This window comes from Streptomyces sp. NPDC021012 (assembly GCF_044333355.1).
In the GTDB taxonomy this organism is placed as follows: domain Bacteria; phylum Actinomycetota; class Actinomycetes; order Streptomycetales; family Streptomycetaceae; genus Streptomyces.
Genome location: NZ_JBIRQU010000009.1, coordinates 318440 through 343572 on the forward strand (window position 1 = coordinate 318440; position 25133 = coordinate 343572).

Annotated in this window: 27 protein-coding genes; 16 read left to right on the plus strand and 11 right to left on the minus strand. The window is 71.5% G+C overall.

The features are described 5' to 3' along the window. Positions 1–28: 28 nt before the first annotated feature. Both ACH4TP_RS28545 and ACH4TP_RS28550 read right to left on the minus strand, forming a co-directional pair. Positions 29–1420 (minus strand): metallopeptidase TldD-related protein, encoded by a 1392-nt coding sequence (locus ACH4TP_RS28545; protein WP_389223321.1) that lies wholly within the window; start codon positions 1418–1420, stop codon positions 29–31. Further along, positions 1417–2940 (minus strand): TldD/PmbA family protein, encoded by a 1524-nt coding sequence (locus ACH4TP_RS28550; RefSeq protein WP_398177168.1) that lies wholly within the window; start codon positions 2938–2940, stop codon positions 1417–1419. Before ACH4TP_RS28550 ends, ACH4TP_RS28545 begins: the two co-directional genes overlap by 4 nt. Before the next feature lie 244 nt (positions 2941–3184). Between ACH4TP_RS28550 and fabG the strand changes: the two genes are divergently transcribed. The 3 genes from fabG (at position 3185) to ACH4TP_RS28565 (ending at position 5287) form a co-directional block, all read left to right on the plus strand. After that, positions 3185–3904 carry a 3-oxoacyl-[acyl-carrier-protein] reductase gene (gene fabG / locus ACH4TP_RS28555; protein ID WP_086827680.1) on the plus strand — a complete coding sequence of 240 codons (720 nt, stop codon included), beginning with the start codon at positions 3185–3187 and terminating at the stop codon, positions 3902–3904. Between the two features lie 5 nt (positions 3905–3909). Then, positions 3910–4686: an enoyl-ACP reductase FabI gene (fabI, locus tag ACH4TP_RS28560; protein ID WP_030691677.1), complete on the plus strand. Its 777-nt coding sequence runs from the start codon at positions 3910–3912 to the stop codon at positions 4684–4686. Positions 4687–4846: 160 nt separating this feature from the next. Continuing rightward, on the plus strand, positions 4847–5287 hold the full coding sequence (locus tag ACH4TP_RS28565; RefSeq protein ID WP_389223314.1) for a hypothetical protein: 441 nt from the start codon (positions 4847–4849) through the stop codon (positions 5285–5287). Here ACH4TP_RS28565 and ACH4TP_RS28570 read toward each other — a convergent pair. Beyond that, a complete protein-coding gene (locus ACH4TP_RS28570) occupies positions 5202–5945 on the minus strand; it encodes a FadR/GntR family transcriptional regulator (protein WP_389224225.1) in 744 nt (247 codons plus the stop codon). The two genes, ACH4TP_RS28565 and ACH4TP_RS28570, sit on opposite strands and share 86 nt — an antisense overlap. 73 nt (positions 5946–6018) lie before the next feature. On the opposite strand from ACH4TP_RS28570, the gene ACH4TP_RS28575 reads away from it, so the two are divergent. The 4 genes from ACH4TP_RS28575 (at position 6019) to ACH4TP_RS28590 (ending at position 8347) form a co-directional block, all read left to right on the plus strand. Further along, the gene (locus ACH4TP_RS28575; RefSeq protein ID WP_389223312.1) at positions 6019–7308 is read left to right on the plus strand and encodes a CynX/NimT family MFS transporter; all 1290 of its coding nucleotides are present in this window, start codon (positions 6019–6021) and stop codon (positions 7306–7308) included. 17 nt (positions 7309–7325) lie between these two features. Next, positions 7326–7442 (plus strand): SGM_5486 family transporter-associated protein, encoded by a 117-nt coding sequence (locus ACH4TP_RS28580; RefSeq protein WP_256341457.1) that lies wholly within the window; start codon positions 7326–7328, stop codon positions 7440–7442. A 147-nt stretch (positions 7443–7589) separates the two neighbouring features. Then, positions 7590–7793: a hypothetical protein gene (locus ACH4TP_RS28585; protein WP_389223310.1), complete on the plus strand. Its 204-nt coding sequence runs from the start codon at positions 7590–7592 to the stop codon at positions 7791–7793. 35 nt (positions 7794–7828) lie between these two features. Then, a complete protein-coding gene (locus ACH4TP_RS28590; protein WP_389223307.1) occupies positions 7829–8347 on the plus strand; it encodes a SixA phosphatase family protein in 519 nt (172 codons plus the stop codon). Positions 8348–8416: 69 nt separating this feature from the next. Here the strand turns inward: ACH4TP_RS28590 and serB are convergent, their stop codons facing one another. Continuing rightward, on the minus strand, positions 8417–9634 hold the full coding sequence (gene serB / locus ACH4TP_RS28595) for a phosphoserine phosphatase SerB (protein ID WP_389223304.1): 1218 nt from the start codon (positions 9632–9634) through the stop codon (positions 8417–8419). A 197-nt stretch (positions 9635–9831) separates the two neighbouring features. Here serB and ACH4TP_RS28600 point away from each other — a divergent pair, with 197 nt between their 5' ends. Further along, positions 9832–12411, plus strand: coding sequence for an FHA domain-containing protein (locus ACH4TP_RS28600; RefSeq protein ID WP_389223301.1), 2580 nt, complete (start codon positions 9832–9834; stop codon positions 12409–12411). A gap of 64 nt (positions 12412–12475) precedes the next feature. Here ACH4TP_RS28600 and ACH4TP_RS28605 read toward each other — a convergent pair whose 3' ends face one another. The 3 genes from ACH4TP_RS28605 to ACH4TP_RS28615 all read right to left on the minus strand — a co-directional run bounded on the left by ACH4TP_RS28605 (position 12476) and on the right by ACH4TP_RS28615 (position 15439). Further along, on the minus strand, positions 12476–13240 hold the full coding sequence (locus tag ACH4TP_RS28605) for a transglycosylase SLT domain-containing protein (RefSeq protein ID WP_389223298.1): 765 nt from the start codon (positions 13238–13240) through the stop codon (positions 12476–12478). A 289-nt stretch (positions 13241–13529) separates the two neighbouring features. Then, entirely contained in the window at positions 13530–14744 is a 1215-nt protein-coding gene (locus ACH4TP_RS28610) for an S-adenosylmethionine:tRNA ribosyltransferase-isomerase (RefSeq protein WP_398439485.1), read from the minus strand. Then, positions 14741–15439 (minus strand): SDR family NAD(P)-dependent oxidoreductase, encoded by a 699-nt coding sequence (locus tag ACH4TP_RS28615; RefSeq protein WP_398439486.1) that lies wholly within the window; start codon positions 15437–15439, stop codon positions 14741–14743. Before ACH4TP_RS28615 ends, ACH4TP_RS28610 begins: the two co-directional genes overlap by 4 nt. A 179-nt stretch (positions 15440–15618) precedes the next feature. Between ACH4TP_RS28615 and ACH4TP_RS28620 the strand changes: the two genes are divergently transcribed. The 3 genes from ACH4TP_RS28620 to ACH4TP_RS28630 all read left to right on the plus strand — a co-directional run bounded on the left by ACH4TP_RS28620 (position 15619) and on the right by ACH4TP_RS28630 (position 17800). After that, positions 15619–16764, plus strand: coding sequence for a GAF domain-containing sensor histidine kinase (locus tag ACH4TP_RS28620; protein WP_389223288.1), 1146 nt, complete (start codon positions 15619–15621; stop codon positions 16762–16764). Then, the gene (locus ACH4TP_RS28625; protein WP_389223285.1) at positions 16757–17401 is read left to right on the plus strand and encodes a response regulator; all 645 of its coding nucleotides are present in this window, start codon (positions 16757–16759) and stop codon (positions 17399–17401) included. Before ACH4TP_RS28620 ends, ACH4TP_RS28625 begins: the two co-directional genes overlap by 8 nt. A 153-nt stretch (positions 17402–17554) precedes the next feature. Then, positions 17555–17800 (plus strand): chaplin, encoded by a 246-nt coding sequence (locus ACH4TP_RS28630; RefSeq protein ID WP_389223283.1) that lies wholly within the window; start codon positions 17555–17557, stop codon positions 17798–17800. Positions 17801–17864: 64 nt separating this feature from the next. Here ACH4TP_RS28630 and ACH4TP_RS28635 read toward each other — a convergent pair whose 3' ends face one another. After that, positions 17865–18656 (minus strand): hypothetical protein, encoded by a 792-nt coding sequence (locus ACH4TP_RS28635; protein WP_389223280.1) that lies wholly within the window; start codon positions 18654–18656, stop codon positions 17865–17867. A 135-nt stretch (positions 18657–18791) separates the two neighbouring features. Between ACH4TP_RS28635 and ACH4TP_RS28640 the strand changes: the two genes are divergently transcribed. The 4 genes from ACH4TP_RS28640 to ACH4TP_RS28655 all read left to right on the plus strand — a co-directional run bounded on the left by ACH4TP_RS28640 (position 18792) and on the right by ACH4TP_RS28655 (position 22002). Then, positions 18792–19589, plus strand: coding sequence for an ABC transporter ATP-binding protein (locus ACH4TP_RS28640; protein WP_359509350.1), 798 nt, complete (start codon positions 18792–18794; stop codon positions 19587–19589). 76 nt (positions 19590–19665) lie between these two features. Next, complete coding sequence (locus tag ACH4TP_RS28645) at positions 19666–20094, plus strand: NfeD family protein (RefSeq protein WP_389223277.1); 429 nt, start codon at positions 19666–19668, stop codon at positions 20092–20094. A 103-nt stretch (positions 20095–20197) separates the two neighbouring features. After that, positions 20198–21136 carry an SPFH domain-containing protein gene (locus tag ACH4TP_RS28650; RefSeq protein WP_389223275.1) on the plus strand — a complete coding sequence of 313 codons (939 nt, stop codon included), beginning with the start codon at positions 20198–20200 and terminating at the stop codon, positions 21134–21136. Between the two features lie 92 nt (positions 21137–21228). Then, on the plus strand, positions 21229–22002 hold the full coding sequence (locus ACH4TP_RS28655) for a sulfite exporter TauE/SafE family protein (RefSeq protein WP_398177138.1): 774 nt from the start codon (positions 21229–21231) through the stop codon (positions 22000–22002). Between the two features lie 78 nt (positions 22003–22080). On the opposite strand, the gene ACH4TP_RS28660 is transcribed toward ACH4TP_RS28655, so the two are convergent. From ACH4TP_RS28660 to ACH4TP_RS28670, 3 genes are all read right to left on the minus strand, one after another. Next, the gene (locus ACH4TP_RS28660) at positions 22081–22587 is read right to left on the minus strand and encodes an HNH endonuclease (protein ID WP_389223270.1); all 507 of its coding nucleotides are present in this window, start codon (positions 22585–22587) and stop codon (positions 22081–22083) included. Positions 22588–22757: 170 nt separating this feature from the next. Beyond that, positions 22758–23288: a YbhB/YbcL family Raf kinase inhibitor-like protein gene (locus ACH4TP_RS28665; RefSeq protein ID WP_398439487.1), complete on the minus strand. Its 531-nt coding sequence runs from the start codon at positions 23286–23288 to the stop codon at positions 22758–22760. A gap of 52 nt (positions 23289–23340) precedes the next feature. Then, on the minus strand, positions 23341–24123 hold the full coding sequence (locus ACH4TP_RS28670; RefSeq protein WP_389223264.1) for a sporulation protein: 783 nt from the start codon (positions 24121–24123) through the stop codon (positions 23341–23343). A gap of 88 nt (positions 24124–24211) precedes the next feature. Between ACH4TP_RS28670 and ACH4TP_RS28675 the strand changes: the two genes are divergently transcribed. Beyond that, on the plus strand, positions 24212–24874 hold the full coding sequence (locus ACH4TP_RS28675) for a DNA-3-methyladenine glycosylase (protein WP_398439488.1): 663 nt from the start codon (positions 24212–24214) through the stop codon (positions 24872–24874). The last annotated feature ends 259 nt before the right edge of the window (positions 24875–25133 follow it).

Sequence of the window (25133 nt, forward strand, 5' to 3'; positions counted from 1 at the left end):
CAGTACTACGTCGGCCAGTCTAGGCGGGTCAGACCCCCTTGCTGACCGAGCTCATGTTGAAGTCCGGCACCCGCAGGGCGGGCATCGCGGCCCGGGTGAACCAGTCGCTCCACTCGCGCGGCAGCGTCTTCTCCGTCCGGCCCGCCTCCGAGGCCCGCGACAGCAGGTCCACCGGCGACTCGTTGAACCGGAAGTTGTTCACCTCGCCGACCACCTCGCCGTTCTCGACGAGGTAGACGCCGTCCCGGGTCAGCCCGGTCAGCAGCAGCGTCGCCGGGTCGACCTCGCGGATGTACCAGAGGCAGGTCAGCAGCAGGCCGCGCTCCGTCGAGGCGACCATCTCCTCCAGGGAGCGCTCGCCGCCGCCGTCCAGGATCAGGTTCCCGGCTCCCGGCGCCACGGGCAACCCAGTAAGCCCCGCGGTGTGCCGGGTGGTGATCAGATGCGCCAGGGCGCCGGCCTTCACCCAGTCGACCGGCCCGACCGGCAGACCGTTGTCGAAGACGGAGGAGTCGTCGCCGGAGGAGTGCGCGATCACGAACGGCGAGGACTCCAGGCCCGGCTCGTTCGGGTCGCTGCGCAGCGTCAGCGGCAGCGGGGAGAGCTGCTCGCCGAGCCGGGTGCCGCCGCCGGGCTTGGAGAAGACCGTACGGCCCTCCACCGCGTCCCGGGCCGCCGAGGACCACAGCTGGTAGATCATCAGGTCGGCCACGGCGGTCGGCGGCAGCAGCGTCTCGTACCGCCCGGCGGGCAGCTCGATCCTCCGCTCCGCCCAGCCGAGGCGGGTCGCCAGCTCCGCGTCGAGCGCGGCCGGGTCGACGTCCTTGAAGTCCCGGGTCGAGCGCCCGGCCCACGCGGAGCGCGAGCGGTCGGGGGACTTGGCGTTGAGCTCCAGGGTCCCGTTGGGCTGGTCGTGGCGGAGCCGCAGCCCCGTGGACGTGCCCAGATAGGTGGAGGTCAGCTCGTGGTTGGCGAAGCCGTACAGCTCGCGACCGCCCGCACGCGCGCGTGCGAAGGCCTCGCCGAGCGCCGGGGCGAAGTCGGTGAAGACCGCGGAGGAGGTCTCCGCCGGGGCGTCCGTGAAGTCGGGCGAGGAGGGCACGCCCTCGACCAGCGGCTGCGCGTCCTCGGCGGGCCCGGCGGCGCGGGCGGCGGCCTCGGCGGCCCGCACCAGGGGCTCCAGGTCGTCCACGGTCACGGCGGACCGCGAGACGACACCGGAGGCGGTGCCCTGGGCGCCGTCGACGGTGGCGATCACGGTGAGGGTACGGCCCCGGGTCACCCCGTTCGTGGTGAGCGCGTTGCCCGCCCAGCGCAGGTTGGCCGAGGACTCCTCGTCGGCGATGACGACACACCCGTCGGCGCGGGACAGTTCGAGGGCCCGCTCGACGATCTCGTACGGCTTGCTGACGCGGCTCATCGACCGGCCTCCTGCGTGGTGTTCAGGATGTTGACGCCCCGGAAGAGGGCGGAGGGGCAGCCGTGCGAGACGGCGGCGACCTGGCCCGGCTGGGCCTTGCCGCAGTTGAAGGCGCCGCCGAGGACGTACGTCTGCGGGCCGCCGACCTGTTCCATCGAGCCCCAGAAGTCGGTGGTCGTCGCCTGGTATGCCACGTCCCGCAGCTGCCCGGCGAGCCGGCCGTTCTCGATGCGGAAGAAGCGCTGGCCGGTGAACTGGAAGTTGTAGCGCTGCATGTCGATCGACCAGGACCGGTCGCCGACCACGTAGATGCCGCGCTCCACGCCCCCGATCAGGTCCTCCGTCGACAGGCCGCCCGGGTCCGGCTGGAGCGAGACGTTCGCCATCCGCTGCACCGGCACGTGCGCGGGGGAGTCGGCGAAGGCGCAGCCGTTCGACCGGCCGAGGCCCGTGAGCTTCGCGATCCGCCGGTCCAGCTGGTAGCCGACGAGCGTGCCGTCCTTCACCAGGTCCCAGGACTGCGCCTCCACGCCCTCGTCGTCGAAGCCGACGGTGGCGAGACCGTGCTCGGCGGTCCGGTCACCCGTCACGTTCATGATCGAGGAGCCGTACGCCAGCTTGCCCAGCTGGTCGAAGGTGGCGAAGGAGGTGCCCGCGTACGCCGCCTCGTAGCCGAGCGCCCGGTCCAGCTCGGTGGCGTGCCCGATGGACTCGTGGATCGTCAGCCACAGGTTCGAGGGGTCCACGACCAGGTCGTACCGCCCGGCCTCCACGCTCGGCGCGCGCATCTTCTCGGCGAGCAGCCCCGGGATCTCGTCGAGCTCCTTGTCCCAGTCCCAGCCGGTCCCGGTCAGGTACTCCCAGCCCCGCCCGACCGGCGGCGCGATCGTCCGCATCGAGTCGAACTCGCCGGTCGTCCCGTCCACGGCGACCGCCGTGAGCTGCGGGTGCAGCCGGACGCGCTGCTGCGTGGTCACGGTGCCGGCCGTGTCCGCGTAGAACTTGTTCTCGTGGACGGTGAGCAGCGAGGCGTCCACGTGCGCCACGCCCTCCGCCCCGAGCAGCCGCGCGCTCCAGTCCGCGAGCAGCGCGCTCTTCTCCTCGGCGGGCACGGAGAAGGGGTCGATCTCGTACGAGGAGACCCACGTCCTCTCGGCGTGCACCGGCTCCGCGGCCAGCTCCACGCGCTCGTCCGAGCCCGCCGCCGCGATCACCTTCGCCGACAGCTTGGCCATGGCGACGGCCTGCGAGGCGACCCGCGCCGCCCCGTCCATCGTCAGGTCCACCCCGGACGCGAAGCCCCAGGCCCCGCCGTGCACCACCCGCACCGCGTAGCCGAGGTCGGTGGTGTCCGAGGAACCGGACGGTTTGGCGTCGCGCAGCCGCCAGGAGGCGCTGCGCACCCGCTCCAGGCGGAAGTCCGCGTGCTCGGCGCCCAGCGCGCGCGCTCGGGCGAGCGCGGCGTCGGCGAGCGCCCGCAGGGGCAGCGCGACGAACGAAGGGTCGATCTGATGGACCACGAGCGGCCTCGCTCTCGGCGATCGGAAGACAGCGGTCTGAAACCGGAAGTCAATCACGGGGCGGGCCCCCGGGTCCGCGCATTGGAGTGCGCCCCGGGCGAACCCGCCGACCGGTGGGCACCGGCCCCGAGCTGTAGGGACCCCACAGCGACACCCCTACGCCACTGTGGGAGGTCGATTCCCCATGTCGGGGGCGATACCGATAGGTTTTCGGCTACCAGACCGCTATCGAAAGGGTGATCCGTTGAGCCGCTCGGTTCTCGTCACCGGAGGAAACCGGGGCATCGGCCTCGCCATCGCCCGCGCGTTCGCCGAGGCCGGCGACAAGGTCGCGATCACGTACCGCTCCGGCGAGCCCCCGGCCGCCCTGGTCGAGCTCGGCTGCCTCCCCGTCAAGTGCGACATCACCGACGCGGAGCAGGTGGAGACGGCGTACAAGGAGATCGAGGAGAAGCACGGTCCGGTGGAGGTCCTCGTGGCCAACGCCGGCGTGACCAAGGACCAGCTCCTCATGCGCATGACCGAGGAGGACTTCACGTCCGTCCTCGACACCAACCTCACCGGCACCTTCCGGGTCGTCAAGCGCGCCAACCGCGGGATGCTGCGCGCCAAGAAGGGCCGCGTCGTCCTGATCTCCTCGGTCGTCGGTCTGCTGGGCTCCGCGGGCCAGGCCAACTACGCCGCCTCCAAGGCCGGCCTGGTGGGCTTCGCCCGCTCCCTCGCGCGTGAGCTGGGCTCGCGCAACATCACCTTCAACGTCGTCGCCCCCGGCTTCGTCGACACCGACATGACGGCCGTGCTCACCGACGAGCAGCGCGCCGGCATCGTGTCCCAGGTGCCGCTGGGCCGCTACGCGCAGCCGGAGGAGATCGCCGCCGCGGTGAGGTTCCTCGCCTCCGACGACGCCTCGTACATCACTGGAGCCGTCATCCCGGTTGACGGCGGATTGGGCATGGGTCACTGATCACCATGAGCGGAATTCTCGAGGGCAAGCGCATCCTCATCACCGGTGTGCTGATGGAGTCCTCCATCGCCTTCCACGCCGCGAAGCTGGCCCAGGAGCAGGGTGCGGAGATCATCCTCACCGCCTGGCCCCGGCCGACGCTCACCGAGCGCATCGCCAAGAAGCTCCCCAAGCCCGAGAACGTCAAGGTCCTGGAGCTCGACGTCTCCAACGACGAGCACCTCGCCCGCCTGGAGGGCCAGGTCCGCGAGCACCTGGGCGACCGCCTCGACGGCATCGTGCACTCCATCGGCTTCGCGCCGCAGGACGCGCTCGGCGGCAACTTCCTGAACACGCCGTTCGAGTCCGTGGCCACCGCCATGCACGTCTCCGCCTTCTCCCTGAAGTCGCTGACGATGGCGCTGCTGCCGCTGATGTCCGAGGGCGGTTCCGTCGTGGGCCTCACCTTCGACGCCAAGTTCGCCTGGCCGCAGTACGACTGGATGGGCCCGGCCAAGGCCGCCCTGGAGGCCACCAGCCGCTACATGGCGCGCGATCTCGGCAAGCAGAACATCCGCTGCAACCTGATCTCGGCGGGCCCGCTCGGCTCCATGGCCGCGAAGTCCATCCCGGGCTTCGGCGAGCTGGCCTCCGTGTGGGACAGCCGTTCGCCGCTGGAGTGGGAGCTCTCGGACCCGGAGCCGGCCGGCCGCGGCATCGTCGCGCTGCTCTCGGACTGGTTCCCGAAGACCACGGGCGAGATCATCCACGTGGACGGCGGCCTGCACGCCATCGGCGCGTAACCGCTCCCCACGGCAAGGCGAGGGCCGTGTGCCCGTCCTCCGGGACGGACACACGGCCCTCGTCGTTCCGCAACTCCTGCACGGGTCGAAAAGTAGCCCGAACGACCCCAGACTGGGGCAGAGCGTGATGTTCTGCTGCTGACGGGGAGGAGGTACGGGCATGCGCGCGATACGTCACGGCTTCGGGGCGATCGCCTCCGTCGCCGTCCTGGTCACCGGGACCGGCGTGGCCGCCGAGGTACGGGCCGCTCCCGCCCCCACCGAGGAGCTCCCCGTCACCGCCCCGGCGACCGAGGAGCCGCAGGACTTCGAAGCCTCCTGCCGCACCCTCGTCGAGGGCTCCCGCGTCACCGCCCACTGCAGCAATCCGTACCCCCGCACCGACCGCGTCCGCCTCCACGTCGAGTGCGAGCGCTGGTGGGACGTCGACACCGACAGCGCCCCCGTGGAGGTCGGACCCGCCGACTACGCCCAGCTCACCGGCCGCTGCTGGAAGGAGGTCCGGTCCGCCTGGGTCACGCACCAGCCCGCGGATCCGGCTCCTGCCCGGGGCCCTCTTCCGGCTCCTGCCCGGGGCTCCCTTCCGGTACGGGGTTCCTGAGGCACATGAAGGGGTAGCCGGCCGCCTCCGCGCCGGCCCGCTCGGCGTCGCCCGCGCGGATCGCGTCCACCAGGCGCGCGTGGTCCATGTGGTTCTCCGGCCGCAGCACCTGCCCGACGTCGTCGCGCAGCCACTCCCGCAGCAGATCGCCCAGGTCCGCGTAGAGCTCCGTCAGCACCTCGTTGCCCGAGGCGGCGACGACCGCGTGGTGGAAGGCCGCGTCGACCGTCACGAAGCGCTCCGCGTCCCCGGACTCCCATGCCTCCTCGCGCCGCAGGAGCAGGGCGTCCAACTGCTTCAGGTCCCGCTCCGAGCGCCGCCCGGCCGCGAACCGGGCCGCCGCCGACTCCAGCGTCGAGCGCAGCTCGGCGACGTGCCGGGGGTCGGAGCCGGCGAAGCGCCGGTGCATGACGCCCGCCAGCTCGCTGGTGGCGAGGACGTACGTCCCCGAGCCCTGGCGGATGTCGAGCAGGCCGTTGTGCGCGAGCGCGCGGACCGCCTCGCGCACCGTGTTGCGGGCGACGCCCAGCTGCTCGACCAGTTCGGGTTCGGTCGGGATGCGCGAGCCCACCGGCCACTCGCCGGAGGTGATCTGGTTCCGCAGCTCGGCGATCACCTGATCGGAGAGGCCGGTGCGCCGGGGGTGACCGAGGGCCATGGAACGCCTTCCCACGAGTTCAAATTAGTTCGAGATTGGACAACCAATCATCCCATGATTCTATGATGGCCTCATGTCTGACGAGCCGAAGACCCTGGACCTTGCCGCACGACCGGCGGAAGCCGGCGGACGACCGGCCGAGCACAGCGCACCACCGGCCCAGGCCCGCCGCTGGCCCCTCGGCCTCGTCACCGTCGGACTCGTCCTGGCCGCCCTCAACCTGCGCCCCGCCATCACCAGCCTCGGCGCCCTCCTCGAAGAGGTCAGCGCGGACCTCCACATGAGCGGCAGCGTCGCCGGCGTCCTCACCTCCGTGCCCCCGCTCTGCTTCGCGGTCTTCGGCATCACCGCCCCCCGCCTCGCCCGCCGCTTCGGCCCCGCCGCCGTCGTCTGCGCGGGCATGGCCGCGATCTTCACCGGCCTCGTCCTGAGGCCCTTCGCGACCGGCACCGCCGCCTTCCTCGCCGCCAGCGCCCTCGCCCTCATGGGCATCGCCGTCAGCAACGTCCTGATGCCCGTCATCGTCAAGCGGTACTTCCCCGACCGCGTCGGCAGCATGACCGGCCTCTACTCCATGGCGCTCGCCCTCGGCACCTCCATCGCCGCCGCCGCGACCGTCCCCATGACCGACGCCCTCGGCGGCGACTGGCGCCTCGGCCTCGGCGTCTGGGCGGTCCTCGCCGCGGTCGCCGTCCTGCCCTGGCTCCCGCTCCTGCGCGACCGGGGCACGGACACGGCGCTCCCGGCGGCCACGGCCCCCGCAGCGGCACCGGAGGCCCCCGCGCCGCGCATCACCCGCAGCCGCACCGCCTGGGCGCTCGGCGTCTTCTTCGGCCTCCAGGCCACCGGCGCCTACATCACCATGGGCTGGATGCCGCAGATCTTCCGCGACGCCGGCGTCCCCGCCGCCACCGCGGGCGTGCTCCTCGCCGTGACCATGGTCATGGGCGTCCCGCTCGCCTTCGTCATCCCCCGCCTCGCGACCCGCATGAAGAACCAGGGCCCGATCGTCGTCGCCCTCGGCCTGTGCGGACTCACCGGATACACCGGGCTCCTCCTCGCCCCCGCCTCCGGAGCCTGGGTCTGGGCGGTGCTCCTCGGCGTCTCCAACTGCTCCTTCCCGCTCGCCCTCACGATGATCGGCATGCGCTCGCGCACCGGCGCGGGCGTCGTCCGGCTCTCCGCCTTCGCGCAGAGCGTCGGCTACCTCATCTCCATCCCCGGCCCCCTCCTCGTCGGCGTGCTCTACCAGCACAGCGGCGGCTGGGGACTGCCCATCGCGCTCATGGGCGGCCTGATGGTGCCGCAGATGATCGTCGGAACCCTGGCCGGCCGGGACCGGACGGTCGAGGACGAATGCTGAGATGCGAGACTGTTCCCATGCCAGTCCTCGAACCCAATCCCCAGAACGGCCAGAAGAAGCTGCTCCTCGTGCTCGGCGCGATGCTCGGCATCACGGTCGTCATCGCCGTCATCGCCTCCTTCGCCTCCCCGTGAGCCTCCGGTGGGGTGGGGGTAGCCCCCGCATCCCCTAGGGGGTGAGTGTCAGGGTGAAGTGGGTGGATCACCGGATGGGCCGGAGGATGCGCGATCCGTACGTTGGTGACGACGGCGAAAGCACGGAACTCACCCACGGAGGCGGCCATGTCGGCCCCCACGCACCCCGGCATCCGGACCACGACCACCGGCGTCGACACCCGGCTGCCCTGGTGGGCCCTCGCCCTCCCGGCCGCCGCCTTCCTCGCCCTCCTGGTCCTCATGACCGGGTCGGGTGAGGCCCAGGCGACCGCGGGCGGCCTGGCGTTCGGCGGAGTCCTGGAGCACCTCTGGCAAACGCTGCCTCTCTGAGTCGTGGTGGCCTGTTTCGTGCGAAGCTGTGGACCATGAGCGTCGATACACCCCGCAGCATCGTGCTCCTCCGGCACGCGAAGGCAGACTGGAACGACGAGTCCGACCACGAGCGACCCCTCGCCGAACGGGGCCGCAAGGACGCCCCGGTGGCCGGCCGACGGCTCGCCGAGACCGGCATCGCCTTCGACCTGGCCCTCTGCTCGACCGCCCTCCGCACCCGCGAGACCTGGAAGCTGGCCGTCCACGAGCTCCCGCAGCGCCCGAAGACGGTGTACGAGGAGCGGATGTACGAGGCCTCCCTCGGCGAGCTCATCGCCCTGGTCAACGAGACCTCGGACGAGGTGAAGAACCTCCTGCTCATCGGCCACAACCCCGGCATGCACGCCCTCGCCGACGCCCTCGCGGGCGAGGCCGAGGGCGAGACCCTCGCCCGGATGAACCGCAGCGGCTTCCCGACCTCCGCCTTCGCCGTCCTCACCTTCAACGGCTCCTGGAAGTCCGTGGAGCACGGCGTCGGCAAGCTCGTCGAGTTCTGGACCCCGAACGCCTGAGCCCGTACCCGTACGAGAAGGGGCCCGGGTGTCGTCCGACACCCGGGCCCCGCTCCGTACCCCCGCCGCTCAGTGCGGCAGGTCGTCCTCGCCGAAGTCCGCGGCCTCGACCTCCTCGCGCGTGATGCCGAGGAGGTACAGCACGGTGTCCAGGAACGGCACGTTCACCGCCGTGTGCGCCGCCTGACGGACCACCGGCTTCGCGTTGAACGCCACCCCGAGCCCGGCCGCGTTCAGCATGTCCAGGTCGTTCGCCCCGTCGCCGATCGCCACGGTCTGCGCCAGCGGCACCCCCGCCTCCGAGGCGAACCGGCGCAGCAGCCGCGCCTTGCCCGCCCGGTCGACGATCTCACCGGTGACCCGGCCGGTGAGCTTCCCGTCCACGATCTCCAGCGTGTTGGCGGAGGCGAAGTCGAGCCCGAGCCGCTCCTTCAGGTCGTCGGTGACCTGCGTGAACCCGCCGGAGACGACGCCCACCTGGTAGCCGAGCCGCTTGAGCGTACGGATCAGGGTCCGGGCGCCGGGCGTCATCCGCACCTCGGCGCGCACCTTGTCGACCACCGAGGCGTCGAGGCCGGCCAGCAGCTCCACGCGCGCGTGGAGCGACTGCTCGAAGTCCAGCTCGCCGCGCATCGCCGCCGCCGTCACCTCGGCGACCTTGTCCTCGCAGCCCGCGTGCGCGGCGAAGAGCTCGATCACCTCGTCCTGGATCAGGGTCGAGTCGACGTCCATGACGACGAGCCGCTGGGCCCGCCGGTGCAGCCCGGCGGAGACCACGGCCACGTCGACGCCGACGCTGTGCGCCTCGGTGGCCAGCGCGGTCCGCAGCGGTTCGGTCCCGCAGCCCGAGACGGCGAACTCGACCGCCGTCACCGGGTACTTCGCGAGGCGGAAGATGCGGTCGATGTTGCCGCCGGTCTCCGCGATCCTGGCCGCTATGGCCGCCGTCTGCTCCGCGGTGAGCGGGTGGCCGAGCACGGTGACGTGCGAGCGTCCCTCGCCACGGGGACGGTTGTCGCCCGTGCCGGAGATGATCTCGGCCTGGAGCTTCAGCGACTCGGCCCAGCTGTGCACGGTGGCCCTGAGTTCGCCCGCCGAGGCGACGGTCGGCTCGGTGACGAGCGCGCACAGGACGAGGCGGCCACGGGAGACCACCTGCTCGATGTCCACGACGTCGACGGAGTAGGCGGCGAGGGTGTCGAAGAGTCCCGCGGTGATCCCGGGACGGTCCTTCCCGAAGATCTTGACGAGAAGAGTGGGAACGTCTGAGGTGTGCGATGCGCTCATGGTGGTTCCACCGTATCGGGCACCGTGTGCCGTCCGGCCCCCCGTCCCGCCCTGCGGACACCCGAGCGGTCCAGCGGATGACCCGAAGGTCTTCACGCGGCCCGACTTTCCGAGACGGGACCGGGCCTGAAATAGTTCCCCAGGATGATTCGCCATCCCTGGACTCCCGCAGACGGGGGTACATCGGGGGACAAGTAGTGGGGCATGGAGTGCCAGAACTCGTACTGGAATTGAACGGCAGGACCTGGACGCTCGATCCGTCCCGGTCGTACACCCTGGGCCGGGACCCTCAGGGTGACCTGGTCATCGACGACGCCAGGGTCTCGTGGCGCCACGCCACCATCAGCTGGGGCGGCCGGAGCTGGGTCATCGAGGACCACGGCTCCACGAACGGCACCTTCGTACAGGGCCAGCGGGTCCACCAGGTGGAGATCGGCCCCGGTTCGGCCGTCCACCTGGGCAACGCGACCGACGGCCCGCGGCTGAATCTCGTCGCGTCCGGCGCGGCGGCCGCACCGCAGCAGCAGGTCCCGCAGCAGCAGGCCCCGGCCCAGCAGGCTCCCGCCCACCAGGCCGCCGCGTCCGCCGCCCAGGCCGACTGGGCCACGCACCAGGCGCCCCCGCAGCACCAGGCGCCGCAGCACCAGGCGCCGCAGCAGGGCTGGCAGCAGCAGGCCCAGCAGCCGCCCGCCCAGCAGGTCCCGCACCAGCAGGGGCACGGGCAGGGCCACCCCGGCGTCGCCGCGGGGGCGTCGTCGGCCTATGCCGACCGCAGCCCCACCACGTTCCACCAGCTGGACCTCGGCCGCGTCATGCGGATCGGCCGTGCCCTGGAGAACGAACTGGTCGTCTCCGACCTCCAGGTCTCCCGGAACCACGCCGAGTTCCACGCGACGCCCGACGGCCGCTTCGAGATCCGCGACCTCGGCTCGCACAACGGCACGTACGTCAACGGCCAGCCGATCCCCAAGGGCGGCACCGCCCTCCTCGGCCCGCAGGACATCGTCGGCGTCGGCCACTCGACCTTCCGCATCGTCGGCGGCCGGCTGGAAGAGTTCGTCGACACCGGCTCGGTCTCCTTCTCGGCCCGCCACCTCACGGTCACGGTCGACGGCGGCAAGCAGATCCTCAAGGACGTCACCTTCGGCGTCCCGGAGAAGTCGCTGATCGGCGTCATCGGCCCCTCCGGCTCCGGCAAGTCCACCCTGCTCAAGGCGCTGACCGGCTACCGCCCGGCCAACGAGGGCGACGTCCTCTACGACAACCGCAGCCTCTACAAGCAGTTCGCCGAGCTGCGCCAGCGCATCGGCCTGGTCCCGCAGGACGACATCCTGCACAAGGAGCTGACCGTCCAGAAGGCGCTGCGCTACGCGGCCAAGCTCCGCTTCCCCGGCGACACAGCCACGGCCGAGCGCGAGGCCCGCATCGACGAGGTGCTGCGCGAGCTCAAGCTCGACATCCACAAGGAGAAGAAGGTCACCTCCCTCTCCGGTGGCCAGCGCAAGCGCGTCTCCGTCGCCCTGGAGCTCCTCACCAAGCCCTCGCTGATCTTCCTGGACGAGCCGACCTCCGGCCTCGACCCGGGCATGGACCGCGACGTCATGCAGCTGCTCCGCGGCCTCGCCGACGACGGCCGCACGGTCCTCGTCGTCACCCACTCGGTGGCCGAGCTGGGCCTCTGCGACAAGCTGCTCGTCATGGCGCCCGGCGGCTCCGTGGCGTACTTCGGCCCGCCGGAGGAGGCGCTGAACTTCTTCGGCTACTCCACCTGGGCCGACGTCTTCTCCGCCTTCGAGAACTACCGCGACTACGACTGGGCGGGCCGCTGGAAGGGCTCGCAGCACTACCAGATGTACGCCGCGGACATCGACGCCGTCGCCGCGCAGCCCGTCCAGATGCCGCAGCAGGCGATGGCCAGGCCGCCGAAGCCGCAGGGCTGGGGCTCGCAGCTGTGGACCCTGATCCGCCGCTACGTCTCCGTCATCGCCTCCGACAAGGGCTTCATGGCCCTGATGGTGATCCTGCCGGCCGTCCTCGGCGCGGTGTCCGTCGTCATCCCCGCCGACTTCGGCCTCGGCAAGCCCACGCCGCCGTCCCGCTTCAACGGCGACGCCGGCACGATCATGCTGATCCTCGCGGTCGGCATGTGCTTCTCCGGCGCGGCGAACTCCGTCCGAGAGCTGATCAAGGAACGGGTCATCTACGAGCGGGAGCGCGCCGTCGGCCTGTCCCGCTCCGCGTACCTGATGTCCAAGGTCATCGTCCTCGGCGTGATCACGGCCTTCCAGGGCGTGATCATCTGCGGCATCGGCTTCTCCACGCGCGCGCTCCCCGAAGAGGGCCTGTTCATGCCGCCGGCCGTCGAGCTGTGCGTCCAGGTCATCGCGCTCGGCCTGACCTCGATGATGGTCGGCCTGGTCATCTCCGCGCTGGTGAAGACCGCCGAGAAGACCATGCCGCTGCTCGTCATGTTCGCGATCATCCAGGTCGTGTTCACCGGCATCCTCTTCCAGGTGTACGGCTCGCCAGGCCTGGAGCAGTTCGCCTGGCTCATGCCCTCCCGCTGGGGCATCGCCGGCGCCGGCACCACGCTCGACCTGGCCCACCTGATGCCGCCGTGGGACCACAAGGACCCCACGAACGTCGACTCCCTGTGGGAGCACACGGCCGGCCAGTGGAGCCTGGACCTCGGCATCCAGCTGCTCATGGCCACCGTCTGCTGCGTCCTCGTGGCGCGGCTGCTGCGCCGCCACGAGCCCGAGGTCATGCGCAAGTAACGACGACAGCCCCGAAGGGCGGCACCCCGTGCGGGGTGCCGCCCTTCGGCGTGTCCGAGGCGACTCAGTACGCGCTGTTGACGTTGTCGATCGAGCCGTAGCGGTCGGCCGCGTAGTTGGCGGCGGCGACGATGTTGGCGACCGGGTCGTACTGGTCGAACTTGGTGCCGGCCACGTGGTACGCCTTGAAGGTCGGGTAGATCACCTGGAGCAGGCCCTTGGACGGGATGCCGTTGACGGCGTTGATGTCCCAGTTGTTGATGGCGTACGGGTTGCCGCTGGACTCGCGCATGATGTTCCGGTGCAGACCGTTGTAGGTGCCCGGGATGTCGTGCTTGTCCATGATGTAGAGCGCCTCGCGGATCCAGCCGTCGAGGTTGTTCGCGAAGACCGGGGTGCGGGTGACGGAGCGGTTCGCGGCCGCCTTCTCCGTGGCGCGCTTCTTCGCGGCGGCCTTGGCCCTCGCCTCGGCCTTCGCCTTCGCTTCGGCCTTCGCCTTGGCCTGGGCTTCGGCCTTCGCCTTCGCGGCGGCCTTGGCCTTGGCGGCGGCCTTGGCCTTCGCCTCGGCCTCCTGCTTCGCCTTCAGGCCGATGGTGGTCTGCTGCTCGTTGACGCTGGCGGCCAGCGCCTTCGCCTGCGGGCTGTTCGCGTCGTACGCCCAGGCGACCTGCTGGGTACCGGCCAGAGCCTGCGGCTCGGTCTCGGTGCTGCCGTGGTGGGGCACGAGGGAGAGCGTGAGGGCTGCGGCGCCCAGAGCGGCGACGCCGGCGATCGTGGCCTTGTGGGTCTTCTTCAGACCACGACTGTGGCCAGGGGTGTTCGCAGACATGCTGGGCTACCTCTTCGAATCGCTGGGGGTCGCTCGGCCGGGGCGGCGCTGCGCCTGCTCGGCGGCGACGGGGGCAATTCTTAGCGGCAGCAAAATCTCGTGGCAAAGGTGTGACGTACGAACCCGGGTAGTGGATCAGGGGCCCGTGCACGGGCCACACAATGCCCCCTGTGGCCCGTTTCATCCGCCCATATCGGGCTTTCTGGCGTCCACTAGGGGGCTTCGTAAGTGATGTGCGTCCTATGCGCGGCCTCACATCGAGCACGTAACAAACTCACCAAACGTTGCGTCAGCAATGCGCAGCGTGAGGCTTCTCCTCTGGAAGGAGGAGATGGACGTCGCCGAACTCGTGCCAGAGGTACCGCTCCCGCACCGCGGCGGCGTACGCGCTCCGCACCGCGGCCCGCCCGGCGACCGCCTCCAGCATCAGCAGATGCGAGGCCTCCGGCTCGTGCAGCCCGGTGAGCAGCCCGTCCACCACCCGCACTCCCCGAGCGGGCGTCACCACCAGATCCGTCCACCCGGCACGGGCCCGCACCACCCCACCGACCGCCCCGCCCGGCTCGACCACAGCCGACTCCAGCGCCCGCACCACCGACCCATTCCCTGACGCGTCCCTCGCGCCGCTCGGCCCCTGGGGGCCTCCCGGGCGTCGGGACGCTGCGCCGGACTCCGTCCGTCGGGCCGGCTCGACCACAGCCGACTCCAGCGCCCGCACCACTGTCGTCCCCACCGCGATCACCCGGCCGCCCCCGGCCCGCGCCGCGTTCACCAGGGTCGCCGTCGCCGCGGGGACCTCGAAGCGTTCCGGGTACGGCGGCTCGTGGGACTCCGCCGAGGAGACCCCCGTATGAAGGGAGAGGGGAGCGATCCGTACGCCCCGGTCGGTCAGCTCCGTCACCAGGCGGGCCGTGAAGGGCCGCCCCGCGCTCGGCATCTCCGCCGAGCCCGAGCCGTCGGGGGAGGGGAGCGCGAAGACCGTCTGGTACGCCGACAGGGGCTGGTCCCGCTCCGTGTACCCGTACCGGACGGCCCGCCCGTACCGCCCGAGCAGCCCCGGCACGTCCGCGTCCACGCGCCCCCACCACAGCCGCCCGCTCCCGGGCGCCAGAGGCCCCGCGAGCACGAGGCGCGCCCCTCCCGGCAGCCGTACGACCGCCCCCGCCGGACCGCCCCCACGCGGGCGCGTACTGCCCGAGGGTTCCGGCGTCCGCAGCTCCACCGCCCACCGCCCGTCGTCCCCGCGGGTCGAGAAGTGCACCACCACCGGTTCCCCGCCGGACCCGAGGCGCCCGTCCACGGCCGCCGCCAGCGTCGTGGAGGTGTTGACGACGAGCAGGTCCCCGGCCCGCAGCAGCGCGGGCAGCTCACGGAAGGAGTGGTGGGAGACCGCCTCGCCCCGGGACACGAGCAGCCGCACGTCGTCCCGGCCGCGCCCCGGCCCCCGCTGCTCGGCCGGCACCCGTGCCGACAGCTCCGCCGGCACCCGCACGGCCAGACTCATCGTGGTTCCAGGAAGGACGGCACCGAGTACCGCCCGCTCGCCGGCCGCTCGTCGACCAGCCGCAGGAAGACCGGGGCGACCTCGTCCGGGGTCGGCGTCCCCGACAGGTCCTCGCCGGGCTCCGCGGCCGCCAGCATGTCCGTCCGCATGCCGCCCGGATCCACCCACCAGACCCGCAGCCCCGGCTCCTCCACCGCGAGCACCGCCGACAGCTGGTCGAGCGCCGCCTTCGTGGCCCCGTACGCGCCCCAGGTCCGGTACGTCTCCGCCGCCGCGTCCGAACTCAGGTTGACCACCGCGCCGGCGGGGGCCGCGCGCAGCAGGGGCAGCGCCTCCTGCAGCAGCCCCAGCGGAGCCACCACATTGACCTCCAGGGCGGCCCGGAAGCCGTCCAGCGGGTGGCGGTCGAGCGGCACGAGCGGCTCGGCGCCCAGGATCCCCGCGTTGTTCACCAGCAGATCGAGCCCGCCGAGCTCCCGCGCCGCCGCCACCAGCTCCCGCCGGTGCGCCGCGTCCGTCACGTCCCCGGCCAGCGCCACCACCCGGGCGCCACGCGCGCGTGCCGCCGCCGCGCTCTCCTCCAGCACGTCCTCCTTGCGGGCGTCGAGCACCAGGTCCCAGCCCCGCCCGGCGAGCGCCGCCGCCAGCGCCCGCCCCAGACCCCTCGACGCCCCCGTGACGATCGCGACAGCCATGACGCCCATCCCCTCTCTACGGATCCTCCGGACGGCTCCAGCCTCCGGCCGCGCCCCCGCCCACCGCCTCGGCCCCCGGCCCGGACCGCCGAGGGCACTTCGACCTAGGTCCCGGGACCCGCACCGCCCTCGTCCCCGGACGGATACGGACCGTCACACCCCGCCGGTACGGTGAACACATGAGCCATCGACCGAGCTCCGGCCTGGCCGCCGTGAGCACCGCCCTGCTGGCGATGAGCCGCCACCTGGAGGTCCGCGACGTCCTCAAGACGATCGTGGCCTCCGCCCGTGAGCTGCTCGACGCCGAGTACGCGGCCCTGGGCGTCCCCGACGACCACGGCGGTTTCGCCCAGTTCGTGGTCGACGGCGTCAGCGACGAGCAGTGGAAGGCGATCGGCCCGCTGCCCCGCCAGCACGGCATCCTCGCCTCGATGCTCCACAGGGCCGAGCCCGAGCGGCTCGCCGACGTCCGCCGGGACCCCCGCTTCGAGGGCTGGCCCGACGCCCACCCCGAGATGTCCGACTTCCTCGGCCTGCCCGTCAGGGACGGCGACGAGATCCTCGGCGCCCTCTTCCTCGCCAACAAGCGCTGCCCCAAGCCCGAGGGCGGCTGCGGCTTCACCGCCGACGACGAGGCGCTCCTCTCGATCCTCGCCCAGCACGCGGCCATCGCCCTCACCAACGCCCGCCTGTACGAGCGCAGCCGTGAGCTCACCATCGCCGAGGAGCGCTCCCGCCTCGCCCACGAGCTGCACGACGCCGTCAGCCAGAAGCTGTTCTCGCTCCGGCTGACCGCCCAGGCCGCCGCCGCCCTCGTCGACCGCGACCCGGCCCGCGCCAAGGGCGAGCTCCAGCAGGTCGCCGCGCTCGCCGCCGAGGCCGCCGACGAGCTGCGCGCCGCCGTCGTCGAGCTCCGGCCCGCCGCCCTCGACGAGGACGGCCTCGTCCACACGCTCCGCGCCCAGATCCAGGTCCTCGACCGGGCCCACTCCGCCCGGGTCACCTTCGAGAGCCAGGGGACCCGGGCCCTGCCGGCCGCCCAGGAGGAGGCCGTCCTCCGGGTCGCCCAGGAGGCCCTGCACAACGCCCTGCGGCACGCCGACGCGCGGCGCGTCACGGTCTCCCTCACCCGCAGCGGCCAGGGCGCGCTGCTCACCGTCGCCGACGACGGGAAGGGTTTCGACCCGCGTACCGTCCGCAGCGCCGGACGCCACCTCGGCCTGGTCTCCATGCGGGACCGGGCGGGCGGCGTCGGCGGGCGGCTCACCGTGACCTCGGCCCCGGGCGAGGGCACCACGATCGAGATGGAGGTTCCCGGTGGCTGACAAGCCGATCCGTGTCCTGCTGGTCGACGACCACCAGGTCGTCCGCCGCGGACTGCGCACCTTCCTGGAGGTGCAGGACGACATAGAGGTCGTGGGGGAGGCCTCCGACGGCGCCGAAGGGGTCGCCAGGGCCGAGGAGCTCCGCCCCGACGTGGTCCTCATGGACGTGAAGATGCCGGGCACGGACGGCATCGAGGCGCTCAAGAGGCTCCGCGAGCTCGCCAACCCCACCAGGGTCCTGATCGTCACCAGCTTCACCGAGCAGCGGACGGTCGTCCCCGCGCTCCGCGCCGGAGCCTTCGGATACGTCTACAAGGACATCGACCCCGACGCCCTCGCCGGCGCGATCCGCTCCGTCCACGCCGGGCACGTCCTGCTCCAGCCCGAGGTGGCCGGCGCGCTCCTCGCCCAGGACGACTCCCCCGGGGGTACGGGGCGGGGCCCGTCCCTCACGGAGCGGGAGCGCGAGGTCCTCGGCCTGATCGCGGACGGCCGGTCCAACCGGGAGATCGCCCGCGCCCTCGTCCTCTCCGAGAAGACGGTCAAGACGCACGTCTCGAACATCCTGATGAAGCTCGACCTCGCGGACCGCACCCAGGCGGCGCTGTGGGCCGTGAGGCACGGCCTCACCCACTGACGCGCCCCCCGTACGCGCCGGGCGCACGACCGTTCAATAGGTCATACCGTCGTGTGTATATCCCCCGTTCGGCGCAACCCGACGGGGGCCGCGGCGTTCTCCATGGCGTGCTGCGGCGGACCGGCCGCAGCGATGACCAGGAGGAAGTACCAAGTGAAGAACCTCAAGAAGGCCGCTGCCCTCACCATGGTCGCCGGTGGCATCGTCGCCGCCGGCGCGGGTGTCGCCTCCGCCCACGGCGGCGCCGACGCCACGGGCAAGGCCCTCAACTCCCCGGGCGTCGCGTCCGGCAACCTGGTGCAGGTCCCGGTCCACGTCCCCGTGAACGTCTCCGGCAACACGGTCAACGTGATCGGCCTGCTCAACCCCGCCTTCGGCAACGGCGCCTTCAACGGCTGACCGTCCCACACGAACCCCGGCCCCGGACGATCCCCCCGGGGCCGGGGTTCGCCCTTTCCCGAGGTCAGAACCCCCGCTCCCGCTCCCTCTCCTCCACGTACGCGTTGTACGCCGCGACCTGCGCCCGCCGCGCCACCCGCTCCACCGGCCGCAGCGCCTCCCCCCGCGCCGCCATTTCCGAGGCGCTCACCGCGCCCCCGTGGCCGCGGTCGTACGCCAGGTCCACGAGCAGGCCGATCCGCTGGGCCAGTTCCAGGACGCGTACCGCGCGCGGCGGATAACCGGGGGCCAGTACCTCGCGGCCCACCTCCGTGCGCGCCCGGTACGCCTCGCGCGCCGCGTCCGCCACCGGGCCCGAGGCAGCCACGTCGAGCCGGGTCAGGACCGCCGTCGCGTCCCGCAGCGCCTCCGCCAGCTCGCGCTCCGCCTCGCCGAGGGACGGCACGTCCGCCGGGGGAGCCTCACGCACGGCCAGGCAGTGCCAGACCACCTCCACGTGCACATCGCCCGCCGGACCGGCCTCCGAGACCTCCGGCACCAGACCGTACGGCGCGCCGAAGCCCACCACCGCCTCCTCCGCCTCCAACGCGCGCGCGTTGAAGTCCGGCGGCCCGGACAGCCCCAGCGGATGCCCCGGCGCGGGCAACGCGACCCGCCACCCGGTCACCCCGAGCCGCCGCAGCCGGCCGAGCGCGAGCGTCAGCCCCACCGGCCCCGCCTCACCCGGCAGCCCCTCGACGCGGTGCACCGCGTCCTCCCCGACGATCGCCATCGCCGCCTCGTCGGGCGACACCGCCCCGGCCAGCAGGGCATTGCCCCAGGCGGCCAGGCGTCCTGAGCGTGGTTCCGAAAGCATCCCCCCAGACTAAGGACTCAAAGGAAGCCCTACGGACCGGTCCGCTCCGTCGATAACGTAGGTTTTCCCCTGGACGCCGCGCCCACCGGCGCAAGGCGTCGACAAGACTCGACCCCAAGGGGAGACAACGCGCTCATGAGCGATGTACTGGAGCTGGTGGACGTATCCGTGGTCCGCGACGGACGGGCTCTGGTGGACGAGGTCTCCTGGTCGGTCAAGGAGGGCGAGCGCTGGGTGATCCTCGGACCCAACGGCGCCGGCAAGACCACCCTTCTGAACATCGCCTCCAGCTACCTCTTCCCCACCAAGGGCACCGCCCGCATCCTGGGCGAGCAGCTCGGCGGCGTCGGCACGGACGTCTTCGAGCTCCGCCCCCGCATCGGCGTGGCCGGCATCGCCATGGCGGAGAAGCTCCCCAAGCGCCAGACCGTCCTGCAGACCGTCCTCACCGCCGCGTACGGCATGACCGCCACCTGGCACGAGGACTACGACCCGGTCGACGAGGAGCGCGCCAAGGCCTTCCTCGACCGGCTCGGGATGAACGACTACCTGGACCGCAGGTTCGGCACCCTCTCCGAGGGCGAGCGCAAGCGCACCCTCATCGCCCGCGCGATGATGACCGACCCCGAGCTCCTCCTCCTCGACGAGCCCGCCGCCGGCCTCGACCTCGGCGGCCGCGAGGACCTGGTCCGCCGCCTCGGCCGCCTCGCCCGCGACCCGTACGCCCCCTCCATGATCATGGTCACCCACCACGTCGAGGAGATCGCCCCCGGCTTCACCCACGTCCTGATGATCCGCCAGGGCAAGGTCCTCGCCGCGGGACCCGTGGAGACCGAGCTCACCTCCCGCAACCTCTCGCACTGCTTCGGCCTGCCGCTCGTCGTCGAGCGCGTCGGCGACCGCTGGACCGCCCACGGCCTGCCCCTGAAGTGACCGGCGAGGGCACCGGCGTCCCGCACAGCCGCCCGCGCCCTGTCCCGGAAGGACCCCACCGCCCTACCATGACCACGTGGACATCGACGCGTGGGTCTGGTGGCTGATCGGCGCGGTGGGGCTCGGCATTCCGCTGGTCCTGACCGCGATGCCGGAGTTCGGCATGTTCTCCGTCGGAGCGGTCGCCGGGGCGGTGACCGCCGCCCTCGGCTTCGGCATCGTCACCCAGGTGCTCGTCTTCGTCGTCGTCTCCGTGGCGCTCATCGCGGTCGTACGCCCGATCGCCGCCCGCCACCGCGCCGGCGGACCCGGACTCGCCACCGGCATCGACGCCCTGAAGGGCCGTCAGGCCGTCGTCCTGGAACGGGTCGACGGCAACGGCGGCCGCATCAAGCTCGCCGGCGAGATCTGGTCCGCCCGCACGCTCGACACCGGACAGAGCTTCGAACCGGGCGAACAGGTCGACGTCGTGGACATCGACGGGGCGACCGCCGTGGTCATGTGACGTCATGTGACCGAACCTCGCCCATGACGCTCCATCGTCTGGGAAACTCGATCATCTGAAGAAACCCGGCAGACAACCGGCAGCGAAGGGCACGGGGAACACGATGTCAGCAGTCATCATCGTCCTGATCATTCTGGTGGTGCTCGTCTTCATCGCCCTGATCAAGACGATCCAGGTCATCCCGCAGGCGAGCGCGGCGATCGTGGAGCGCTTCGGCCGCTACACCCGCACGCTCAACGCCGGACTCAACATCGTCGTCCCGTTCATCGACTCGATCCGCAACCGGATCGACCTCCGCGAACAGGTCGTCCCGTTCCCGCCGCAGCCGGTGATCACCCAGGACAACCTGGTCGTCAACATCGACACGGTCATCTACTACCAGGTGACCGACGCCCGCGCCGCGACCTACGAGGTCGCCAGCTACATCCAGGCGATCGAGCAGCTCACCGTCACCACCCTGCGCAACATCATCGGCGGCATGGACCTGGAGCGGACCCTCACCTCCCGCGAGGAGATCAACGCGGCCCTGCGCGGCGTCCTCGACGAGGCCACCGGCAAGTGGGGCATCCGCGTCAACCGCGTCGAGCTCAAGGCCATCGAGCCGCCGACCTCCATCCAGGACTCGATGGAGAAGCAGATGCGCGCCGAGCGCGACAAGCGCGCCGCGATCCTCACCGCCGAGGGCACCCGCCAGTCCGCGATCCTCACCGCCGAGGGCGAGAAGCAGTCCGCGATCCTGCGGGCCGAGGGCGAGGCCAAGGCCGCCGCGCTCAAGGCCGAGGGCGAGGCCCAGGCCGTCCGCACGGTCTTCGAGGCCATCCACGCGGGCGACCCGGACCAGAAGCTCCTCTCGTACCAGTACCTCCAGATGCTCCCGAAGATCGCCGAGGGCGACGCCAACAAGCTCTGGATCGTGCCCAGCGAGATCGGCGACGCCCTCAAGGGCCTCTCCGGCGCCTTCGGCAACGTGGGCGGCGGCACCCCCGGTTTCAACGTCAAGGACGTACCGTCCGCACGGCGAGACGAACCCACGGTTGACTGACACGTACACGTAATCCTCGTGCATGATCGGTGCGAGCCCCTCGACCCCGACTCCGTCAGGGCGGGGAGGCGATTCACTGACCGTGTAAGGAGATGGCGTTGTCCATCTGGGAAGCCCTGGCAGTCTTCGCCGCCGGCATCGGCGCCGGCACCATCAACACCATCGTCGGATCGGGAACGCTCATCACGTTCCCGGTCCTCCTCGCGACCGGACTCCCCCCGATCACCGCGAACGTCTCCAACGCCCTCGGCCTCGTCCCCGGATCCATCAGCGGGGCCATCGGCTACCGCCGCGAACTCAAGGGCCAGAAGGCCCGCGTCCTGCGACTAGGCGCCGTCGCCCTCCTCGGCGGCCTCATCGGCGCCATCCTGCTGCTGGCCCTGCCGTCCAAGGCCTTCGACGCGATCGTCCCCGTCCTCATCGGCCTCGCACTCGTCCTGGTCCTGCTCCAGCCCCGCATCGCCGCCGCCGTCAAGCGCCGCCGCGAACAGACCGGCACCGAGGCCCACCCCGACGGCGGCCCCGCCCTCCTCGCCGGCCTCTTCCTCGCCAGCATGTACGGCGGATACTTCGGCGCCGCCCAGGGAGTCCTCTACCTCTCCCTCATGGGCCTGCTGCTCCACGACGACCTCCAGCGCATCAACGCCGTCAAGAACGTCCTCGGAGCCCTGGTCAACGGAGTCGCCGCCGTCTTCTTCCTCTTCGTCGCCGACTTCGACTGGACGGCCGTCCTCCTCATCGCCGTCGGCTCCACCCTCGGCGGCCAGCTCGGCGCCAAGGTCGGCCGCAAGCTGCCCCCCACGGTCCTGCGCGGGGTGATCATCGCCGTCGGCATCGTGGCGATCCTCCAACTGACCCTCGGCTAGCCCCGGGGGAACGACGGGGCCCGCCTCCCCACCGGGGAGACGGGCCCTTCCGCATCTCCGTCCCTACGGATCACATGCCTACGCCGCCGAGTCGGCCAGCCACTCCGGCAGCTCGGACCGGTCGCTCGCCCGCATCGCGAGCAGCATCGCGTCCGCCGGCGTCGGCTCGAACGGCTGGTGCAACAGCGGCATCCCGGCCTGCTCCGGCGTCCGATCGGCCTTGCGGTGGTTGTCCTCGGCGCAGGAAGCGACCGTATTCAGCCAGTTGTCCCCACCGCCCTGCGCCCGCGGCACGACGTGGTCGACCGTCGTCGCCCGCCTCCCGCAGTACGCGCACCGGTGCTGGTCCCGGACCAGCACCCCCCTCCTCGACCACGGAGCCTGTCTTCGGAACGGCACCCGTACGTACCGGCAGAGCCTGATCACCCGCGGCACCGGGAGATCGACGGCGGCGCCCCGCACCCGCAGCTCGGGATGGGCCTGCTCGACGACGGCCTTGTCCTGCAGGACAAGCACCACCGCACGGTTGAGTGTGACCGTCGACAGCGGCTCGAAGCTCGCGTTCAGTACCAGCGTGTCCCGCATGTTGCCCACCTCCCGTGTGCCGGCCCCAGCCCCGGAAGGGGTCTTCGGGCTTGGATCAACGATGGCCGGGCCGGCCGGGTCGGACAACGCAATTTCCTGCGCAACAAAAGGTGCCCGCTTCTGATCTCTCCAAGACCAGAAGCGGGCAAACAACTGACGAACGATCAGCCTTACGCGGGATTCTCGTACTCACCCACGAGCTGGGCACGCCCGAGGGTGTGGAAGCGCAGGTTGAACCCGACCGCGGCCGGCGAGGCGTCGGCGTCCGGACCGAGCTTCTCCTGGTCCACCGCGTACACCGTGAAGACGTACCGGTGCGGCCCGTCGCCCTTCGGCGGGGCGGCGCCACCGAAGTCCTTCGACCCGTAGTCGTTCCGCGCATGCACGGCACCGGCCGGCAGCCCCGCGAACGGCCCGGACCCGGCACCGGTCGGCAGCTCCGTCACCGCCACCGGGATGTCGAACAGCACCCAGTGCCAGAACCCGCTGCCCGTCGGGGCGTCCGGATCGAAGCAGGTGACGGCGAAGCTCTTCGTCTCCGCCGGGAACCCCTCCCAGCTCAGCTGCGGGGAGGTGTTTCCCGCCGCGTACACCTGGGCGTCCTTCAGGACCCCGCCCGGCGCGACGTCGTCGCTCACCACGGTGAACGCCGGCACCGGCGGATGGAAGTCGTGGGGGAGCGGCCTCTTGCCCTGGGACACGTCGAATACCTCCGAATCGTCCGTCAACGCTGACGGTGCCGAGCCTAGAGGCCTAGAGCCAGTTGCGACGGCCGCCGACCTCGGCGAGCCACTGGTTCAGGTAAGCCGCCCAGTCGGTGGTGTGGAAGTCGTGCAGCCCCACCGTGAACGCACGGAAGGAGTCGCTGCCCTCGGTGAACAGACCCGGCTTCTTGTCCATCTCCAGGACGACGTCCATCTCGCGGTCGTCCGCGACGAAGCTGACCTCGACCTGGTTCAGCCCCCGGTACTGCTGCGGCGCGAAGAACTCGATCTCCTGGTAGAAGGGCAGCCGCTGACGCGTCCCCCGGATGTGCCCGCGCTCCATGTCCGCGCTCTTGAAGCGGAAGCCCAGCTGGATGAAGGCGTCCAGGATCGCCTGCTGCGCCGGCAGCGGGTGCACGTTGATCGGGTCCAGGTCACCCGAGTCCACGGCCCGGGCGATCTCCAGCTCGGTCGTCACCCCGATGTTCATCCCGCGCAGCTGCTGCCCGGCGATGGTCGTCACCGGCGTCTCCCACGGGATCTCCAGACCGAACGGCACCACGTGCACCGCCCCGGCCTGCACCTCGAAGGCCCCGCCCAGACGCACCTTCACGAACTCGACGTCCTGCTTGTACTCCTGGTCGCCGCCCTCGACCTCGACCCGCGCCTGCAGACCGACGGACAGCCCCTCGATCTGCTGCGCGACCGAACCGCCCTGGATCCGCACCTCGCCCTGGACGACCCCACCCGGGACGACGTTCTCCTCGGTGAGCACCGTCTCCACGGTCGCCCCGCCGGCACCCAGGCTCGCGAGCAGCTTCTTGAATCCCATGACCAACACTCCTTCTCGGGTACTGACCCCTACATACGCGCGACGACCGTAGCCGGTTCCCCACCGCTCCCCACTACGCTCGGACGCCATGAGCGAGAGCCCCGACCGTACGCCGCTCCCGAGGTCCTTCTTCGACCGCCCCGTCCTGGAGGTCGCCCCCGACCTCCTGGGCCGCACCCTCGTCCGCAACACGGACGAAGGCCGGATGGAACTGCGCCTCACGGAGGTGGAGGCGTACGCCGGCGCGATCGACCCCGGCTCGCACGCCTTCCGGGGACGTACGGCACGCAACGCCGTCATGTTCGGCCCGCCCGGGCATGCGTACGTCTACTTCACCTACGGCATGTGGCACTGCCTCAACCTGGTGTGCGGCCCCGAGGGCCACGCGAGCGGTGTCCTCCTCCGCGCGGGTGAATTCCTGAGCGGCGCCGACCAGGCCCGCCCCCGCCGCCGCTCCGCCCGCTCCGACCACGAGCTCGCGAAGGGCCCGGCCCGCCTGGCCACCGCCCTCGACGTCGCCCTCGCCCTGAACGGCACGGACACCTGCGCAGGCCAGGACGGTCCCCTCGCCCTCCTCACCGGCACGCCCCCCACCCCGGACCGCGTCAGCAGCGGCCCCCGCACGGGCGTCGGCGGCGACGGCGCCCCCCACCCCTGGCGCTTCTGGCTCACCGGAGACCCGACGGTGAGCCCCTACCGCCCCCACACCCCCCGGAAGCGCCGCCTTGACTCGAGCCGTTCAACCTCGTAACGTAGCCCGAGCCGCAGGAAACGGTCTGCTTGTTCAAGCACCCCGTAGCGGCCACCCACTAACGAGAACATGATCCCCAGCAGGGGGTTATTTCGACGTGCCTGAATTCAAATTCGATTGACTCGATTATGAGTCGCCGAAGAAATCAGCTAACGTAGTGGACACGCCGGAAGGGCCCGGAGCGAAAGCGAATGGGACCGGAAAGCACCGAGGAAATCGGATCGGAAAGATCTGATAGAGTCGGAAACGAAGGAAGCGC